18 protein-coding genes and 1 pseudogene are annotated in these 15,725 nt (G+C 71.9%); 14 read left to right on the forward strand and 5 right to left on the reverse strand.

Annotated features, from left to right (window positions below):
* From Q7T52_RS08760 to Q7T52_RS08815, 12 genes and pseudogenes are all read left to right on the forward strand, one after another.
* Positions 1-586 (forward strand): annotated as a pseudogene (locus Q7T52_RS08760) (hypothetical protein); the annotation flags it as partial.
* 117 nt (positions 587-703) lie between these two features.
* Entirely contained in the window at positions 704-1,747 is a 1,044-nt protein-coding gene (locus tag Q7T52_RS08765; protein WP_304801494.1) for an LLM class flavin-dependent oxidoreductase, read from the forward strand.
* A 257-nt stretch (positions 1,748-2,004) separates the two neighbouring features.
* Positions 2,005-2,226 (forward strand): translation initiation factor IF-1, encoded by a 222-nt coding sequence (gene infA, locus Q7T52_RS08770; protein ID WP_134765350.1) that lies wholly within the window; start codon positions 2,005-2,007, stop codon positions 2,224-2,226.
* Between the two features lie 29 nt (positions 2,227-2,255).
* Positions 2,256-2,369 carry a 50S ribosomal protein L36 gene (rpmJ, locus tag Q7T52_RS08775; RefSeq protein ID WP_304801500.1) on the forward strand — a complete coding sequence of 38 codons (114 nt, stop codon included), beginning with the start codon at positions 2,256-2,258 and terminating at the stop codon, positions 2,367-2,369.
* Between the two features lie 174 nt (positions 2,370-2,543).
* A complete protein-coding gene (rpsM, locus tag Q7T52_RS08780) occupies positions 2,544-2,921 on the forward strand; it encodes a 30S ribosomal protein S13 (protein WP_304801502.1) in 378 nt (125 codons plus the stop codon).
* 77 nt (positions 2,922-2,998) lie between these two features.
* Positions 2,999-3,403 carry a 30S ribosomal protein S11 gene (gene rpsK, locus Q7T52_RS08785; protein ID WP_304801504.1) on the forward strand — a complete coding sequence of 135 codons (405 nt, stop codon included), beginning with the start codon at positions 2,999-3,001 and terminating at the stop codon, positions 3,401-3,403.
* A 26-nt stretch (positions 3,404-3,429) separates the two neighbouring features.
* Positions 3,430-4,038 (forward strand): 30S ribosomal protein S4, encoded by a 609-nt coding sequence (gene rpsD, locus Q7T52_RS08790; protein WP_304801506.1) that lies wholly within the window; start codon positions 3,430-3,432, stop codon positions 4,036-4,038.
* Positions 4,039-4,153: 115 nt separating this feature from the next.
* Positions 4,154-5,170 carry a DNA-directed RNA polymerase subunit alpha gene (locus tag Q7T52_RS08795; protein ID WP_304801508.1) on the forward strand — a complete coding sequence of 339 codons (1,017 nt, stop codon included), beginning with the start codon at positions 4,154-4,156 and terminating at the stop codon, positions 5,168-5,170.
* A 151-nt stretch (positions 5,171-5,321) separates the two neighbouring features.
* Positions 5,322-5,879, forward strand: a complete 558-nt coding sequence (gene rplQ / locus Q7T52_RS08800; protein WP_304801510.1) for a 50S ribosomal protein L17 — start codon at positions 5,322-5,324, stop codon at positions 5,877-5,879.
* Positions 5,880-5,965: 86 nt separating this feature from the next.
* Positions 5,966-7,924 (forward strand): ATP-binding protein, encoded by a 1,959-nt coding sequence (locus tag Q7T52_RS08805; protein ID WP_304801512.1) that lies wholly within the window; start codon positions 5,966-5,968, stop codon positions 7,922-7,924.
* Between the two features lie 39 nt (positions 7,925-7,963).
* Complete coding sequence (locus tag Q7T52_RS08810) at positions 7,964-8,542, forward strand: SigE family RNA polymerase sigma factor (RefSeq protein ID WP_304801514.1); 579 nt, start codon at positions 7,964-7,966, stop codon at positions 8,540-8,542.
* On the forward strand, positions 8,539-9,816 hold the full coding sequence (locus tag Q7T52_RS08815; RefSeq protein ID WP_304801517.1) for a hypothetical protein: 1,278 nt from the start codon (positions 8,539-8,541) through the stop codon (positions 9,814-9,816). The genes Q7T52_RS08810 and Q7T52_RS08815 overlap by 4 nt, the downstream gene beginning before the upstream one ends.
* Here Q7T52_RS08815 and Q7T52_RS08820 read toward each other — a convergent pair.
* The gene (locus Q7T52_RS08820) at positions 9,803-10,777 is read right to left on the reverse strand and encodes a ketopantoate reductase family protein (protein ID WP_304801518.1); all 975 of its coding nucleotides are present in this window, start codon (positions 10,775-10,777) and stop codon (positions 9,803-9,805) included. The genes Q7T52_RS08815 and Q7T52_RS08820 overlap by 14 nt on opposite strands.
* Positions 10,778-10,816: 39 nt before the next feature.
* Between Q7T52_RS08820 and Q7T52_RS08825 the strand changes: the two genes are divergently transcribed.
* Positions 10,817-11,818, forward strand: coding sequence for a 4-hydroxy-3-methylbut-2-enyl diphosphate reductase (locus Q7T52_RS08825; RefSeq protein ID WP_304801520.1), 1,002 nt, complete (start codon positions 10,817-10,819; stop codon positions 11,816-11,818).
* A gap of 13 nt (positions 11,819-11,831) precedes the next feature.
* Here Q7T52_RS08825 and Q7T52_RS08830 read toward each other — a convergent pair whose 3' ends face one another.
* Positions 11,832-12,203 (reverse strand): GtrA family protein, encoded by a 372-nt coding sequence (locus Q7T52_RS08830; protein ID WP_304801523.1) that lies wholly within the window; start codon positions 12,201-12,203, stop codon positions 11,832-11,834.
* A gap of 20 nt (positions 12,204-12,223) precedes the next feature.
* The gene (locus Q7T52_RS08835) at positions 12,224-13,216 is read right to left on the reverse strand and encodes a glycosyltransferase family 2 protein (RefSeq protein ID WP_304801525.1); all 993 of its coding nucleotides are present in this window, start codon (positions 13,214-13,216) and stop codon (positions 12,224-12,226) included.
* A gap of 144 nt (positions 13,217-13,360) precedes the next feature.
* On the opposite strand from Q7T52_RS08835, the gene Q7T52_RS08840 reads away from it, so the two are divergent.
* Positions 13,361-13,981: an L-threonylcarbamoyladenylate synthase gene (locus tag Q7T52_RS08840; RefSeq protein WP_304801528.1), complete on the forward strand. Its 621-nt coding sequence runs from the start codon at positions 13,361-13,363 to the stop codon at positions 13,979-13,981.
* On the opposite strand, the gene Q7T52_RS08845 is transcribed toward Q7T52_RS08840, so the two are convergent.
* Both Q7T52_RS08845 and Q7T52_RS08850 read right to left on the reverse strand, forming a co-directional pair.
* Positions 13,944-14,435, reverse strand: coding sequence for a DUF6542 domain-containing protein (locus tag Q7T52_RS08845; RefSeq protein WP_304801530.1), 492 nt, complete (start codon positions 14,433-14,435; stop codon positions 13,944-13,946). The genes Q7T52_RS08840 and Q7T52_RS08845 overlap by 38 nt on opposite strands.
* Complete coding sequence (locus Q7T52_RS08850; RefSeq protein ID WP_304801532.1) at positions 14,432-15,580, reverse strand: DNA recombination protein RmuC; 1,149 nt, start codon at positions 15,578-15,580, stop codon at positions 14,432-14,434. Before Q7T52_RS08850 ends, Q7T52_RS08845 begins: the two co-directional genes overlap by 4 nt.
* Positions 15,581-15,725: the final 145 nt, after the last annotated feature.

Raw genomic sequence — 15,725 nt, forward strand, 5'->3', positions numbered from 1 at the left:
CGGCCCCGCCGGACCGACCGGACCCACCGGTCCTGCCGGCCCCGCCGGACCGACCGGCGCCGCGGGCACCGGTCGTTGGCTCCTGGTCGACCGCGACGGCACAATCATCGCCCAGTCGGGTGGCTTCTCGATCCGCACGGCCTACGACCAGGTCAACAACTCCGGCGCAGCCGTTCCGGCGGGCGCGGTGGGCAACGCCTACATCGACGCCAACGAGAACCTGTCCAACAACGGGATCACCGCCACGATCGCGCTGCAGAACCAGTTCGAGCAGAACAACAACGGCAACGTCAACGGCCGCGCTGCCGGCGCCGACTCCAACCCGGAGTTCTCCGGCGAGATCACCGCGACCGCCTGCGCGATCACCGGCGTGGTGGCCTGCGCCCCGACCGGTGCCAACACGCGCAACACGTTCGTGGTCAGCCCCCGCAACAGCGACGGCTCGTTCACCCAGACCGGTGCCATCCCGGCCGACGTGACCAACCCCAACACGCACAAGCGGTTCTACGTGATCATCACCGGCGACTCGAGCGACTACGTCGCCCCGACCCCGGCGATCCCGGCGGTCCCGCTGCCCGCCTCCTGACCGGCGGCACCAGCGCGACCAGCGACACCTGAGCGGGTGCCGGGCCCCATGGGGGGCTCGGCACCCTTTCGCCGTCCCGGGAGGAATGCCGGCCGTCGCGCCCCGGTTGTCGAGGAGATGACCTCCCTGCCTGCGCTCTCCGTCCTCGACCTCGTCCCCGTGCGGTCCGACCAGACCAGCGGCGACGCCGTCCGCTCGTCGCTCGCCCTGGCACGGGTGGCCGACGACCTCGGCTACCGCCGCTACTGGGTCGCCGAGCACCACAACATGCCGGCCGAGGCGGCCACCAACCCGCCCGTCCTCATCGCGATGATCGCCGGCGCGACGGAGCGCATCCGGGTCGGCAGCGGGGGCGTCATGCTGCCCAACCACGCACCGCTGGTCGTCGCCGAGCAGTTCGCCCTCCTCGAGGCCGCCCACCCCGGCCGGATCGACCTCGGCATCGGCCGCGCGCCGGGCACCGACCCGGTCACCGGCTACGCGCTGCGCCACGGCGCCGGCGGGGTCAGCGACGACAACGTCACGAACTTCCCCGACTACGTCGACAACGTGATCGCGATGATGGACGCCGACGGCGTGGGCCTGCGGGTCCAGGGGCGCACCCACGTGCTCAACGCGACCCCCCGGGCGACGAGCGTCCCGATGATCTGGCTGCTCGGCAGCAGCGACTACTCGGCGCAGCTCGCGGCCGCGAAGGGCCTGCCCTACGTGTTCGCCCACCACTTCTCCGGCTCGGGCACCGCCGAGGCGCTCGACCTCTACCGCTCGCGCTTCCAGCCCTCGCCCGAGCTGGCCGAGCCCCGCACCTTCCTCACCGTCAACGCGGCCGTGGCGCCCACCGACGAGGAGGCCAGGCGGGTCGCCCTGCCCAACCTGCTCACCATGCTCGCCCTGCGTTCCGGGAAGCCCCTGCACGCCCAGGAGCTCGTCGAGGAGGCCGAGAAGCGCGAGCTGACGGCCGCCGAGCAGCAGCTGGTCGACACGATGGTCGCCCGCTGGGTGGTCGGCAGTCCCGACAGCGCCCGCGAGCAGCTGCTGGCCCTCGCGGCGGCCCACGGCGTCGACGAGGTGATGGTCAACCCGGTCGCCGGCGCCCACGTCGGCACCGAGCCCGACGCGGCTCCCGCCCGCGAGGAGACCCTCCGCCTCCTCGCCGGGTGAGCACCGTCCCGGCAGATTCGTGTTTCAGGGCCGCCAGACCCTAAACTGGTGTGTCGGCCCAACATGGGTCTGTTTCGTGACGCCTCGCGGCTGCTCGAGCCAGTGGTGACCACTCCAGCCAGAACGTTGGCAGAGGTGTTCAGCGCTGCGCCCGGGAGTGGCGTCCTGGGACGGCTGCATGAGGTCCACGGCTCCGCCGGAGTCGAGGTTCCCGGGTCGAACGGTAGAACACCACGACGCGATCGGATAGTGAGGCCATGCCAAAGAAAGAAGGCGTGATCGAAATGGAGGGCTCCATCACGGAGGCCCTTCCCAACGCGATGTTCCGGGTCGAGCTCAGCAACGGCCACAAGGTGCTCGCGCACATCAGCGGCAAGATGCGTCAGCACTACATCCGGATCCTCCCCGAGGACCGGGTGGTGGTGGAGCTCTCGCCCTACGACCTCACCCGTGGTCGCATCGTCTACCGCTACAAGTAGCCAAGCAGCCGAGAACAGAAGGTCCTGACATGAAGGTCAAGCCGAGCGTCAAGAAGATCTGTGACAAGTGCAAGACGATCCGTCGTCACGGCGTCGTCATGGTGATCTGCGAGAACCCGCGTCACAAGCAGCGTCAGGGCTGACCCAGCCCCTCGCTGCTGCACCACAACTCAACACACACCACCAACGCGATCGCTAGGCAGGTCCTGACCTGCCGAACCACCTCCGGAGCAGACGGCCGGAGCTGGGCCCCCACGAGGGGGAACACCCCAGACGCATCGCGCACGAAACCGCTGCAGAATCCGAAAGGCCATCACATGGCACGCCTCCTCGGCGTCGACCTCCCGCGCGACAAGCGCGTCGAGATCGCGCTCACCTACATCTACGGCATCGGCCGTACCCGTTCCCAGCAGCTCCTCGAGCTCACCGGTGTCGACCCCAACACGCGGGTGCACCAGCTGGGTGACGACGAGCTGGTCAGGCTCCGCGACGAGGTCGAGCGCCTGGACTTCAAGATCGAGGGTGACCTCCGTCGCGAGGTCCAAGCCGACATCCGTCGCAAGATCGAGATCGGCAGCTACCAGGGTCGCCGCCACCGCCAGGGACTCCCTGTCCGTGGACAGCGCACCAAGACCAACGCGCGCACCCGCAAGGGCCCCAAGCGCACGGTTGCCGGCAAGAAGAAGGCCAAGTGACGCGTCGCCCTCTGCCTTCGCAGGGTGCGCCCGCACTGCCCTCTCACCTCACAGACCAGCTCACAAGGAGATAATCGATGCCTCCCAAGGCTCGCGCGGCCGGTGCCAAGAAGGTCCGCCGCAAGGAGAAGAAGAACATTGCTCAGGGCGAAGCCCACATCAAGAGCACGTTCAACAACACGATCGTCACGATCACCGACCCCACCGGGGCGGTGATCTCGTGGGCCTCGGCCGGCACCGTCGGCTTCAAGGGCTCGCGCAAGTCGACGCCCTACGCCGCCCAGATGGCCGCCGAGGCCGCTGGCCGTCGCGCCATGGACCACGGCATGAAGAAGATCGACGTCTTCGTGAAGGGTCCCGGCTCGGGTCGTGAGACCGCGATCCGCTCCCTCGGTGCCATCGGCCTCGAGGTCGGCACCATCCAGGACGTGACCCCCGCCCCGCACAACGGATGCCGCCCGCCCAAGCGCCGGCGCGTCTGACCCGAGACAGAACAGGAGACTGACCCATGGCCCGTTACACCGGACCCATGACCCGGAAGTCGCGCCGTCTCGGTGTCGACCTCGTCGGTGGCGACGCAGCTTTCGAGAAGCGTCCCTACCCGCCCGGACAGCACGGCCGCGCCCGCATCAAGGAGAGCGAGTACCGCACTCAGCTGCAGGAGAAGCAGAAGGCTCGCTTCACCTACGGCGTGATGGAGCGCCAGTTCCACAACTACTACGTCGAGGCCTCGCGCCGCACCGGCAAGACCGGCGAGAACCTCCTGCAGCTGCTGGAGTGCCGCCTCGACAACGTGGTCTACCGCGCCGGCTTCGCCCGCTCGCGCCGCCACGCCCGTCAGCTCGTCGTCCACGGACACTTCGTGGTCAACGGTCGCAAGGTCGACATCCCGTCGTTCCAGGTGACGCAGTACGACATCATCGACGTCCGCGAGAAGTCGCTGCAGATGACGCCGTTCATCGTGCAGCGCGAGACGTTCGGCGAGCGCATTGTCCCCGCCTGGCTGCAGGTGCTCCCCGAGCGGATGCGCATCCTCGTGCACTCCGTCCCGGTCCGCGCCCAGATCGACATGCCGATCACCGAGCAGCTGATCGTGGAGTACTACTCCAAGAAGTGATCCACCCAGGCCCGTCGCGCGGTGATCCCGCGCGGCGGTCCTGAACCTTCCGTCACCACCGGCAATTGCAATCTGGGCCCTCATATAGCGGTAGGCCCGGGAAGGAAACAAACAAGTGCTCATCGCACAGCGCCCCACCCTGTCGGAAGAGACCGTCGGCGACTTCCGGAGCCGGTTCGTCATCGAGCCCCTCGAGCCTGGCTTCGGCTACACGCTCGGCAACTCGCTGCGCCGTACCCTCCTGTCGTCGATCCCCGGTGCCTCCGTCACCAGCATCAAGGTCGACACCGTCCTCCACGAGTTCTCGACCATCGAGGGCGTCAAGGAAGACGTCACCGAGATCATCCTCAACCTGAAGGGCCTCGTCGTCTCCTCCGAGCACGACGAGCCCGTCACCATGTACCTCCGCAAGTCCGGTGCCGGTGACGTCACGGCCGCCGACATCGCGCCCCCGGCCGGTGTCGAGGTCCACAACCCCGACCTCAAGATCGCGACCCTGTCCGACAAGGGCAAGCTCGAGATGGAGCTGGTCGTCGAGCGTGGCCGCGGCTACGTCTCGGCCGTCCAGAACAAGGGCAACGACAACGAGATCGGCCGGATGCCGGTCGACTCGATCTACAGCCCCGTGCTGAAGGTGACCTACAAGGTCGAGGCCACCCGTGTCGAGCAGCGCACCGACTTCGACAAGCTCGTCATCGACGTCGAGACCAAGCCGTCGATCCTGCCCCGCGACGCCATCGCGTCGGCCGGCAAGACGCTGGTCGAGCTCTTCGGCCTCGCCCGCGAGCTCAACGTCGAGGCCGAGGGCATCGACATCGGCCCGTCGCCCGTCGACGAGCAGCTCGCCGCCGACCTCGCCCTCCCGGTCGAGGACCTGCAGCTGACCGTCCGGTCCTACAACTGCCTCAAGCGCGAGGGCATCCACACCGTGGGCGAGCTCATCAGCCGCTCTGAGCAGGACCTCCTCGACATCCGCAACTTCGGTGCGAAGTCGATCGACGAGGTCAAGGCCAAGCTCGTCGAGATGGGCCTGTCCCTCAAGGACAGCGCTCCCGGCTTCGACCCGCACGCCGCCCTCGCCGCCTACGGCGACGACGACGACGACGCCTTCGTCGAGGACGAGCAGTACTGAGCTGAACTGCGCGCCGGACTGGTCGGCGGGGCCCGCCGACCAGCCGTCGCGCTGAGATCCCCGAGGGTCACCTCGGGTCGGTCTCGACCACATCCGCACCACCACCTCTAGCCCGGGTACCTCGTACGGCCCGGGAGGATCGAGAAGCACGATGCCCGCACCCAAGAAGGGCGCCCGTCTCGGCGGCAGCCCGGCCCACCAGCGCCTCATCCTGGCCAACCTGGCGACCCAGCTCTTCGAGCACCGCCGGATCACGACCACCGAGGCCAAGGCGCGCACGCTGCGTCCGCACGCCGAGAAGCTGATCACCAAGGCCGTCAAGGCGCACAAGGGCGACAACCCGCTCCACCAGCGTCGCGAGGTCCTCAAGGTCATCCGTGACAAGGGCGTCGTGCACGAGCTCTTCACCGACATCGCGCCCGTCTTCGCGGAGCGTCCGGGTGGCTACACCCGGATCACCAAGCTCGGCCCCCGCAAGGGCGACAACGCGCCGATGGCCGTCATCGAGCTCGTGACCGAGGCCTACGAGCCGAAGGCGTCGAACAAGAAGGCCAAGCCGGCCGCTGCCGCCCCGGCCCCCGTGGTCGAGGAGCCCGTCGAGGACGAGGCCGTTGAGACCGAGGCTCCGGCCGAGGAGACGACCGACGAGGCCGCCGCCGAGCCGACCACCGAGTCGACCGAGGCGACCGAGGACGAGCCGAAGGCCTGACCTCACCGCACCACCCGGTGCCCCGCAGCACCCGAGGGCCCCGTCACCAGCAGGTGACGGGGTCCTCGTGCGTCTACGGTGTCGCCATGAGCCTGGCCGACCACGCTGCGGCCCGGGACGCCGCGACGTTCGTGGGCCGTACGGGCGAGCTCGCCGTGCTCGAGGCGCTGCTCGCCGACGTCTCCCCCCACCGCGTCGCGGTGGTCACCGGCGCGGCCGGGATGGGCAAGACCGCCCTGCTGCGCGAGCTGGCGCGGCGCTCCGACCGCGACGGGTTCGACGTCACCTGGCTCGATGCCCGCGAGCTCCGGGGCGGACGCACGACCGAGGACGCGGTGGCGGCTGCGGCTGGGACGTCCCGACCGTTCCTCGTCGTGGACTCGGCCGAGGAGCTGGGGACCGACGAGGCCTGGCTGCGCGAGCACGGCCTCGCGGTCCTGCCCGCCTCCGCCCGGGTCGTGCTGGCCTCCCGTCGCCCCCTCGAGCCCGGCTGGTGGGGCTCGGCGTGGGCCTCGTCCCTGGTGTCGGTGCCGGTAGGACCGCTGGTCCCGGCGGCCGCCACGACCTTCCTCGCTGCCCGGGGGATGCCGGCGGGGCCGGAGCGCGACGGGATCGTGGCCTGGGCCGAGGGGCACCCGCTGTCGCTGACGCTGGCGACCGCCGTACGCGGGTCCCGCGGCGCCATCGGGCCCGGCGAGCTCGCGGACCTCGAGACCGACCTGCTCGACCTGCTGACCGGGGGCCGTCTCGCCGGCCCCGACCTGGTGGGCGACGACCGGCTGGTGCTGGCCGTGGCGGCCATCGCCCCCGCCGTCGACGCCGACCTGCTCGACGCCGTCATCGGCCGCGGGAGCGGTGACCGGGCCGAGCGCTGGCTGCGGACGCTGCCGTTCGCCGAGCGGCTCGGCCACCGGGTGACCCTGCACCAGCGCGTGCGCCGCCTGCTGTCTTCCCGCCTGCGCGACACCGAGCCCGAGGTCGAGCGGGCGCTGCGGCTCCGGGTCATCGACCACCTCACCGCGCCAACCCGTGGGTCGCGCCCGCAGCTGGTCCTCGACGTGCGCGAGCTTCTGGCCCCGCCGCAGGACGGCGGCGTGACGCCGTCGCGGGCCCTGGCGTCGCCGTGGCGGGTCACCGACGCCCAGCCCGACGACCTCCCGAGGCTGGCGACGCTGCTGGCCGGCCAGGACCCGGCGTACGCCGCCTGGGTCGCGCGCTGGGTGGCCGAGGCTCCCGAGCACGTCGTGGTCGTGCGCGACCCGGTCGACGCCGACGTCGTCGTGGCCGTCTCGGTGTGGGCGACCGACCAGCGGGTGCCGGCGGCGCTCGCCCACGACGCGGTGCTGCGGCCCTGGCTCGACGCGACCCGCTCCTGGCGGGGCGGCACCCTCCTCAACCCCGTCACCGAGCTCGCGGTCGCCGGCCCCGACCTCGCCGAGGTCTCGGCGCTGGTGCTGCACACGGTCGTCCAGCGCTGCGGGCTCGCCGACTTCCGCCGGTGGGTGGTGCCGCGCAAGCCGCCGGCCCCCGACCCGTCGCACTGCGGTGGGGTCGCCGACCCGTCCCTCGACCTGGTCGTCGGCCGGCTCCGGCTGCCCGTCCACGTGATCGACTACGGCCCCGGCGGGGCGGTCGGCGCGATGCGCGACGAGGCGCGCGAGGTGCTGGCCCCGCCGGAGGCGCCGGTGTCCGCGCTGCCGGCGTCGCCCGCCGCGGAGGCGACGACCGAGGACGTCCGCGAGGCGCTGCGGCAGTTCCACGACCCCGTCGCCCTGTCGCGGTCGCCGCTGGCACGGGGTGTGACGCCCGCGGACCGGGCGGCCTCCGTGCGTGACCTGCTCCGCGCGGCCATCGCCACGGCGTACGGCGACAGCCCCGACGCGCGGCTCCTCCGCGAGGTCCTCCAGCGCGGCTACCTCGACCCCGACGCCAGCCACACCCGGGCCATGCACGCCCTCCACCTCAGCCGGACGACGTACTTCCGCCGGTTGCGCGAGGCCACGGGGACGCTCGCCACGTGGCTCGCGGCGACGCCGCGTCGATGACGGGCAACCATCGGACTGGTCCGGGTCGTAGACACCGACATGACCACCGACACGGCGCTCACGCCAGCGTCACCGAGGAGCGGGGACCCCGTGCCGGCCGGGGGTGAGCGGCGTGTCGACTTCGACGAGTTCGTCGTCGCCCGGTCCGGCGCCCTGCTGCGGACGGCGTACCTCCTCACCCGTGACCACCAGCTCGCCGAGGACCTGCTCCAGGCCTCGTTGACCAAGGCGTGGTTCGCCTGGGGCCGGACCCACGGCAACCCGGAGGCCTACGTCCGCAAGATCATCGTCAACACCTACAACTCGTGGTGGCGGCGCAAGTGGAACGGCGAGCTCGCCACCGAGGAGCTGCCCGAGGCCGGCGTGCCCGACGGCACCGCCGCCGTCGACGCCGGCAACGACCTGTGGGAGGCGATGGGGCGACTGCCGCGGCGGCAGCGGGCCGTCGTCGTGCTGCGCTACTTCGAGGACCTGACCGAGGCCCAGACCGCCGAGCTGCTGGGTTGCAGCGTCGGCACGGTCAAGAGCCAGACCAGCAAGGCGTTCGCCAAGCTGCGGATCGACCCGGCCCTGGCCGACCCGGACCACCCCACCGCCGACCTGGAGGAGACGTCATGAACGGCCTCGACGACCTGCGCACCACGCTCGAGACCCACGCCGCCGACGTGGCCCAGGGCGACACCACCGTCCGGCGTACGGCGATCCACCACCGGATCGGGGTGGTCCGGCGCCGCCGGCGCGTCGTGGCGTCGGGCGCCGTGGCCGCCGTCGTGGCGGTGGTCGGCGCGGTGTCCCTGCTGCCCGGGGACGACGCGGCCGGGCCGGACGCCGCCGCCCCGTCGGTCTTCGGGGTCGACGTGCCGCGCGAGATCGACTCGCTCGGCTTCCCCTACGACTACCAGGACCACTCCGCCGGCGAGGGTCGCACCACGCTCGAGCTCGGCGACTCCGACCGGCCGCGGCTGATCTCGTGGGGCACCTCGACGGCCGACCGCGTGGAGGTCGCGGTGGGGGAGGGCGACGCGCCGCAGGTCTTCGACGGGTCCGACTTCACCGACTGGACCTACCTGGCCCCCGGCGACGCGGTCGAGGTGACGGCCCGGGTGGCCGACGGCTCGGTGGCGCTGGCCGTCTACACGCTCGGCGAGGGCCGGCCCGACGGCGTGACGGCCGACGGCGTGACCTTCCGCGCGACCCGGGCCGGTTCGCCGCTGCTGGGCGCGACCATCGGCGAGCCGGGGCAGAACGACATCGTGGTGGAGCCGACCGAGCGCGCCGACCGGGTGTTCTACGCCTACTACTGCGCCGGCGGTCCGGCCGACGCCTGGGTGACCGTCGAGACGGGCAGCGGCGGGTTCGCCCAGGGTGCGTGCGACGGCAGCGTGCCCGTCGACCCGGCTGCCCTCGGCGGCATCGGGAGCCGGGTCCTCCCCGAGGAGAGCATGACGACGCGTCTCTACGTCACCGACGGCGAGGACGGGCCACGGGTCGAGAGCGACACGCTCCGGATCGGGCTCGGTGTGTACGCCGACCCGGCGGGGCGAGACGTCGGCGACGGGGTCCGACTCGCCGGGACGGTCGAGCACGGCGGGCACACCTGGCGGCTGGTCGACACCGTGGTCCCGGCCCTGGACCCCGACGGCGCCGTCGTCCAGGTGCCCGACCGCGAGGAGCGGATGATCGCCCTGGTCACCTCCCTGCGGACCCGCCAGACCCTGGTCTCCTACGCCGTCGACGGCGACCAGAGCAGCGGCACCCAGTCCGTCGGGGGCGGAACGTTCACCGTCGACCTCCCGGTCGACGCCCAGGAGGTCGCGTTCGAGCGCCGGGGTGGCGCCCCGCTCTCCGACCGGGCCGCCGTCGGGTTCGGCTTCTACGTCAGGGCCGACTGACCCCGAGCTCGGCCAGCAGCCCCGCCGCGGACACGGTCTGCGGCGGGGCTGCTCGGCGTACGAGGTCGTTGACGGTGCGCCGGGCCAGCTCGTTGGCCGGCGTCAGTAGGCCGTGCAGCCGGCCGAGCAGGACGATCTCGCCGTTGAGGTGGTCGGCCTCGACGTCGCCCGTGCCGCGCTGGACGCTCTGCCACGACGAGGAGCCGACGCCGTCGCGGTCGACGAGGGGACGAAGCAGCTCGCCGCGCCGCTCGCGGTCGTCGGCCTCGCCGGTGACGGGGATGCCGGCGGCGGCGAGGACGCGCTCGCCCTCGTCGCGGACGAGGCGGACCAGCTCGGTCGCCTCGTCGCCGGGCGGGCAGGAGGCGTTGACGGCGTTGCCGAGGTTCATCAGCAGCTTGCGGTGCTTCCACGCCATGACGTCGTCGCGCGGCACGCTGGCGAAGCCGGCCCTCTCGAGGTCGGCCGCGACAGCGCGCGACGTGTCGTCGACGCCGGACGGGAACCGGCCGACGTCGAGCAGCCCCGGCTTGCCGGCGGAGTGGATCGTAACCCGACCGGGCGACAGGTGGCTCGCCGGCATCATCACCACGATGCCCTGGACGTGCTCGACGTGGCGCAGGAGCGTGCGCTCGTTGGAGACGCCGTTCTGCAGGGAGACCACGGGCGTCGCGGGCGGCAGGTGGGGCGTCAGGTCGGCGAGGGCCGCCGCGGTCTGCTGCGACTTCACCGCGAGCAGCACGACGGTGTCGTCGTGCCAGACGACCTCGGCCGCCGAGGCCGCGGTCGGCACCGTGAGGGCGACCTCCCCGTCGTGGCCCACCGTGAGGCGGAGCCCGTCGTCGCGCAGCGCGGCGAGGTGGTTGCCGCGCGCGACCAGGGTCGTGTCGATCCCGGCGCGGTGCAGCAGGCCACCGACACCGCCGCCGATCGCGCCGGCACCGTAGACGACGTATCTCATGAATCCACTGTCTACCAGTGCCTCTCGTAGACTCGGCCCATGACCACCGACGTCGGCATGCCCGCGATCCTCAGTCCCGAGGAGGCCGAGCGCGCCGTGCTGCTCGCCGCGCCCCGCGGCTACTGCGCCGGCGTCGACCGCGCGGTCGTCACGGTCGAGAAGGCGCTCGAGCTCTACGGCGCCCCCGTCTACGTCCGCAAGCAGATCGTGCACAACAAGCACGTCGTCGCCGACCTCGAGTCGCGCGGCGCCGTCTTCGTCGAGGAGATCGCCGAGGTGCCGCACGGCGCCACGGTCGTGTTCTCGGCCCACGGGGTCTCGCCCGAGGTGCACCGCGAGTCGGCCGAGCGCGAGCTCAAGACCATCGACGCGACCTGCCCGCTGGTCACCAAGGTCCACCACGAGGCCAAGCGGTTCGCCGCCGACGACTACGACATCCTGCTCATCGGCCACGAGGGCCACGAGGAGGTCGAGGGCACCGCCGGCGAGGCGCCCGACCACATCCAGCTCGTGCAGAGCCCCGCCGACGTGCCCGGCATCGTCGTCCGCGACCCCGCCCGGGTCGCCTGGCTGTCGCAGACCACGCTGTCGGTCGACGAGACGCTCGAGACCGTCGCCGCGATCCGCGAGCGCTTCCCCCTGCTGCTCGACCCGCCCAGCGACGACATCTGCTACGCGACCCAGAACCGACAGCTCGCCGTCAAGGAGATCTCGCCCGGCGCCGACCTGGTGATCGTCGTCGGCTCCGCCAACTCCTCCAACTCGGTGCGCCTCGTCGAGGTCGCCCTCGACGCCGGCGCCCTGGCGTCCTACCGCATCGACGACGTCTCCGAGATCGACGAGGCCTGGCTCGACGGCGTCAGCACCGTCTCGGTCACCTCCGGTGCGTCCGTCCCCGAGGCCCTGGTCGACGGCGTCCTCGCCTACCTCTCCGAGCGCGGCTACCCCGACGCCCGCGCCGTCCACTCCGCCGAGGAGTCGCTGATCTTCTCGCTCCCCAAGGAGCTCCGCCGCGACCTGAAGGCCGCCGGCCGCTCCTGACCACCAGCGTCGGTCAGGCGGTGGCGGCGGTGGTCGCGGGCCAGACGACGTAGCGGTAGGCCGCGAAGTTGGCGACGAACGAGACGCCGATCGAGAGCACCTTGACGACGAGCAGCTCGTCGGCCACCTGGAGGAACAGGTGGATGAAGAGCGGCTGCAGGGCCCACATGACGGTTCCGGTCGTGGCGAGGAACAGCGCCGCGTGGCGCAGGGTCAGCCGGCCGGCCTTGAACGTGACCAGGCCGTTGACCACGAAGCTGAACGTCATGCCGGCACTCGTGGAGACGAAGTTGGCGAGCACGATGCCCAGGGCGTCGTGGAGCAGCAGGAACAGCCCGAGGTCGAGCAGCGTGTTGACGACGCCCACCCCGGCGAACCGGACCACGGTGGGCGACAGGGTCGGCCTCAGCGCCGGCCCCGTGGGGTCGCGTCGCCGTCACGGGGCCCGCGGGCGGTGAGGGCCAGCGAGTAGAGCGGACGGTCCTGGGCCTCGACGTAGACCCGGCCGAGGTAGCTGCCGATCACGCCCATCATGATCAGCTGGAGACCGCTGAGCAGGAACATGCCGACCCCGAGGAACGCCCAGCCGGGCACGGACTCCTCCGGCCGGAAGATGCGTACGCCGAGCACGTAGACCGCCAGCAGCACCGAGAACGCCGAGATCGCGAAGCCGAGCCGCGAGATCCACCGCAGGGGAGCGGTCGAGAACCCGACGATGCCGCTGGCGGCGAACCGGATCATCTTGCGCAGCGGGTAGCCCGTCTCGCCGGCGAAGCGCTCGTCGCGGTCGAAGAGCACCGCCTCCTGGCGGAACCCGACGTGGGCGACGATGCCGCGCAGGAACCGGTCCTGCTCGCGGTAGCGGGAGACCTCGGCGACGACCTTGCGGTCCATCAGCCGGAAGTCGCCGACGTTGCGGGGGATCTCGATGTCGGCCATCCGGTCGAGCAGCCAGTAGAAGCCGAAGGCGGTGGCGCGCTTGAAGCGCGAGTCGCGACGGCTGCGGCGCTGGGCGAAGACGACGTCGACGCCGTCCTCCCACATCTCCACCATCTCCATGCTGACCCGGGGCGGGTCCTGGAGGTCGGTGTCCATGACGACCACGGCGTCAGCGGTGGTGCAGGCGTCGAGCCCGGCGGTGACCGCGACCTGGTGCCCGAAGTTGCGCGAGAAGCTGAGCACGGTCACCCGGTCGTCGTCGCCGCGCAGCTTGAGCAGGTGGGCGAGCGAGTCGTCGCGGCTGCCGTCGTCGACGTAGACGAACTCGTAGTCGAGGTCGGCGCGGGTCGCGGTCGCCTCGACGAGCGCGGCGTGGAACGCCGCGATGTTGTCCTCCTCGTTGAAGACCGGGAGGACGTAGGCGACGGTGGCGCGCCCGGCGGCGGGGGTGTGGGTCACGCTGCTCCTCCTCGTGCGGTCCGGCGGGACCGTGCTGCACCTGTGCTACCACCGGACGTCCCGGCGTCAACTGTGCATCACCCAGGTGTCGGCTGGGAAACCGGGACACGCCCGCCCTGCGGCCCCGTCTGGAAGGATCGGGACATGGCCAGGTTTGTCGACATCCACCCCGAGAACCCGCAGCCCCGGTTGATCCGGCAGGTGGTCGAAGCCCTGCACGACGACGCGCTGATCGCCTACCCCACCGACTCGGGCTACGCCCTCGGGTCGCGGATCGGCAACCGCGACGGTCGCGACCGGATCCTGCGGATCCGCGGGCTCGACGAGCGGCACCACTTCACCCTCGTCTGCAAGGACTTCAGCCAGCTCGGGCAGCTGGTCCACGTCGACAACGCCGCCTTCCGCGCCATCCGGTCGGCGACGCCCGGTCCCTACACGTTCATCCTCCCGGCGATGCCCGAGGTGCCGAAGCGGCTGCTGCACCCCAAGAAGCGCACGGTCGGCGTCCGCATCCCCGACCACCGGCTGGTGCAGCTGCTGCTCGAGGAGCTGGGCGAGCCGTTGCTGAGCAGCTCGTTGATCCTGCCGGGTGAGACCGAGCCCCGCACGCAGGGCTGGGAGATCAAGGAGGACCTCGACCACGAGGTCGACCTGGTCGTCGAGGCCGGTGAGACCTCGGCCGAGCCCACGACCGTCGTCGACTGGTCGAGCGGGACCCCCGAGGTGGTCAGACGGGGAGCCGGCGACCCGGACCGTTTCGAGTAGCGACCTCGGAGCCGTCGACGTCGGGCTCGAGCGGCGGGCCGACCTCGTCGCGCACGCGGGCCACGCGCTGGCGCACGGCGAGCACCCCGAGCGCCAGGACGTAGGACAGCACCAGGGCGATGCTGTGGTGGGACAACCCGGACACGACCGCCTGGAGCAGACCGTCCTCGGCCTGGGCGATCGCCTCGGAGCGCGACATCGCCAGCAGCAGGAACGTCGACAGCATGAGCAGCGGCGGCAGGACCCCGACGGTGAAGAAGTCGGTCAGGCGTACGGCGAGCGCGAGGCCGACGCACAGGGCGACGAAGGCGAGGTCGAAGAGGACGCCGACGCGGCCGGTCAGCAGCAGGTCGACGGCAGCGGCGGTCAGGGCGAGGGCGACCCCGAGCGAGGCCACCTCGCGGCCGGGCTCGTGACCTTCCTCCCACAACGTGCGGTTGCCAGGCAGGCTCACAGTCCGACGGTACGGGGCGGAGGGGGCTCGCGGGCGTCGGCGCGCCGGGGGAGCGCGGACCCGTCGGTGCGGTCCGGGCGCTCGTCACGGTCGACCGCGCGCAGTTCCACCGCCCGGGGCGGGGTGAGCGGGACGGTGGCCGGTCCGGTGACCCCGAGGTCGTCGAACCGGCGGGCCTGGACCAGCACGCGTGACTCCAGCGACCCGACGGCGCTGTTGTAGTGGCCGACGGCCGCGTTGAGGGAGCGACCGACCTGGTCGAGGTGACCGCCGAACGTCGCGAGCCGGGCGTGGAGCTCGCGCCCGAGCCGGTGGATCTCGTCGGTCTGGGCCGACAGCGCCTCGTGGCGCCAGCCGTGGCTCACCGTGCGGAGCAGGGCGATGAGGGTGGTGGGCGTCGCCAGCACGACCTCGCGGCCCGCGGCGTGCTCGAGGAGCGACGGGTCGGCCTCGAGCGCGGCGGACAGGAACGACTCGGCCGGCACGAAGAGCACGACGAACTCGGGGGAGTCGGCCAGCGACCGCCAGTAGGCCTTGCCGGCGAGGACGTCGACGTGGGTGCGGAGCTGCCGGGCGTGGCGAGCCAGGTGGGCGTCGCGGGCCTCGTCGTCGTCGGAGGCGGTCGCGTCGAGGTAGGCGTCGAGGGGGACCTTGGCGTCGACCACGACCGAGCGCCCGCCGGCCAGGTGCACGACGAGGTCGGGCCGCAGGGCGCCGTCGTCGAGCCGGACCTGCTCGGTGAAGTCGCAGTGCCCGACCATCCCAGCCAGCTCGACCGCCTTGCGCAGGTGGAGCTCGCCCCACCGACCCCGCACCTGCGGCCGGCGCAGCGCGGTCGAGAGCGACCGCGTCTCACGTCCGAGGCTGTCGGTCGAGGCCCGCATGTCGAGGACCTGCTGGTGCAGCTGGCTCTGCCAGGCCACCCGACCGTGCTCGAGGTCGCGCATCTGGTCGTGCAGCCGCTCGAGGCTCTCGCGCACGACGGCCTGCTGGTCGAGCGCGTCGGCGATCCGGTCGTCGGCGGCGACGGGCTCGGGCGCCGGGACGGGTGTGCGCAGCACACCCGCGGCGTAGCCCACGGCCGCCCCGGCGGCGAGGCCGATCAGCAGCCCCAGGGCCAGGGTGAGAGCGGTCGAGATGTCCATGCCGCCCACTCTGACCTTCACCACCGACAGTTTCGCGGAGGTGGTTGGTGGGAGTTCTGTCGGAGGAGGTGGAGATTCACCGCCTCAGCGGAGGATTTCCACGCGGTGCGGCGCCGAGGGTTCTGGGACGGAACTCCCGCTTCTG

Origin of the sequence: Nocardioides sp., from assembly GCF_030655615.1 — a bacterium.
Classification (GTDB): domain Bacteria; phylum Actinomycetota; class Actinomycetes; order Propionibacteriales; family Nocardioidaceae; genus Nocardioides.

Bases quoted from the DNA above. Each gene is read 5' to 3' on its own strand.
- rpsK (WP_304801504.1), top strand. From the start codon at position 2,999: ATGCCTCCCAAGGCTCGCGCGGCCGGTGCCAAGAAGGTCCGCCGCAAG.
- rpsD (WP_304801506.1), top strand. From the start codon at position 3,430: ATGGCCCGTTACACCGGACCCATGACCCGGAAGTCGCGCCGTCTCGGT.
- Q7T52_RS08825 (WP_304801520.1), top strand. From the start codon at position 10,817: ATGACCACCGACGTCGGCATGCCCGCGATCCTCAGTCCCGAGGAGGCC.
- Q7T52_RS08815 (WP_304801517.1), top strand. From the start codon at position 8,539: ATGAACGGCCTCGACGACCTGCGCACCACGCTCGAGACCCACGCCGCC.
- rpmJ (WP_304801500.1), top strand. From the start codon at position 2,256: ATGAAGGTCAAGCCGAGCGTCAAGAAGATCTGTGACAAGTGCAAGACG.
- Q7T52_RS08805 (WP_304801512.1), top strand. From the start codon at position 5,966: ATGAGCCTGGCCGACCACGCTGCGGCCCGGGACGCCGCGACGTTCGTG.
- infA (WP_134765350.1), top strand. From the start codon at position 2,005: ATGCCAAAGAAAGAAGGCGTGATCGAAATGGAGGGCTCCATCACGGAG.
- Q7T52_RS08820 (WP_304801518.1), bottom strand. From the start codon at position 10,777: ATGAGATACGTCGTCTACGGTGCCGGCGCGATCGGCGGCGGTGTCGGT.
- Q7T52_RS08810 (WP_304801514.1), top strand. From the start codon at position 7,964: ATGACCACCGACACGGCGCTCACGCCAGCGTCACCGAGGAGCGGGGAC.
- rplQ (WP_304801510.1), top strand. From the start codon at position 5,322: ATGCCCGCACCCAAGAAGGGCGCCCGTCTCGGCGGCAGCCCGGCCCAC.
- Q7T52_RS08850 (WP_304801532.1), bottom strand. From the start codon at position 15,580: ATGGACATCTCGACCGCTCTCACCCTGGCCCTGGGGCTGCTGATCGGC.
- Q7T52_RS08765 (WP_304801494.1), top strand. From the start codon at position 704: ATGACCTCCCTGCCTGCGCTCTCCGTCCTCGACCTCGTCCCCGTGCGG.
- Q7T52_RS08840 (WP_304801528.1), top strand. From the start codon at position 13,361: ATGGCCAGGTTTGTCGACATCCACCCCGAGAACCCGCAGCCCCGGTTG.
- rpsM (WP_304801502.1), top strand. From the start codon at position 2,544: ATGGCACGCCTCCTCGGCGTCGACCTCCCGCGCGACAAGCGCGTCGAG.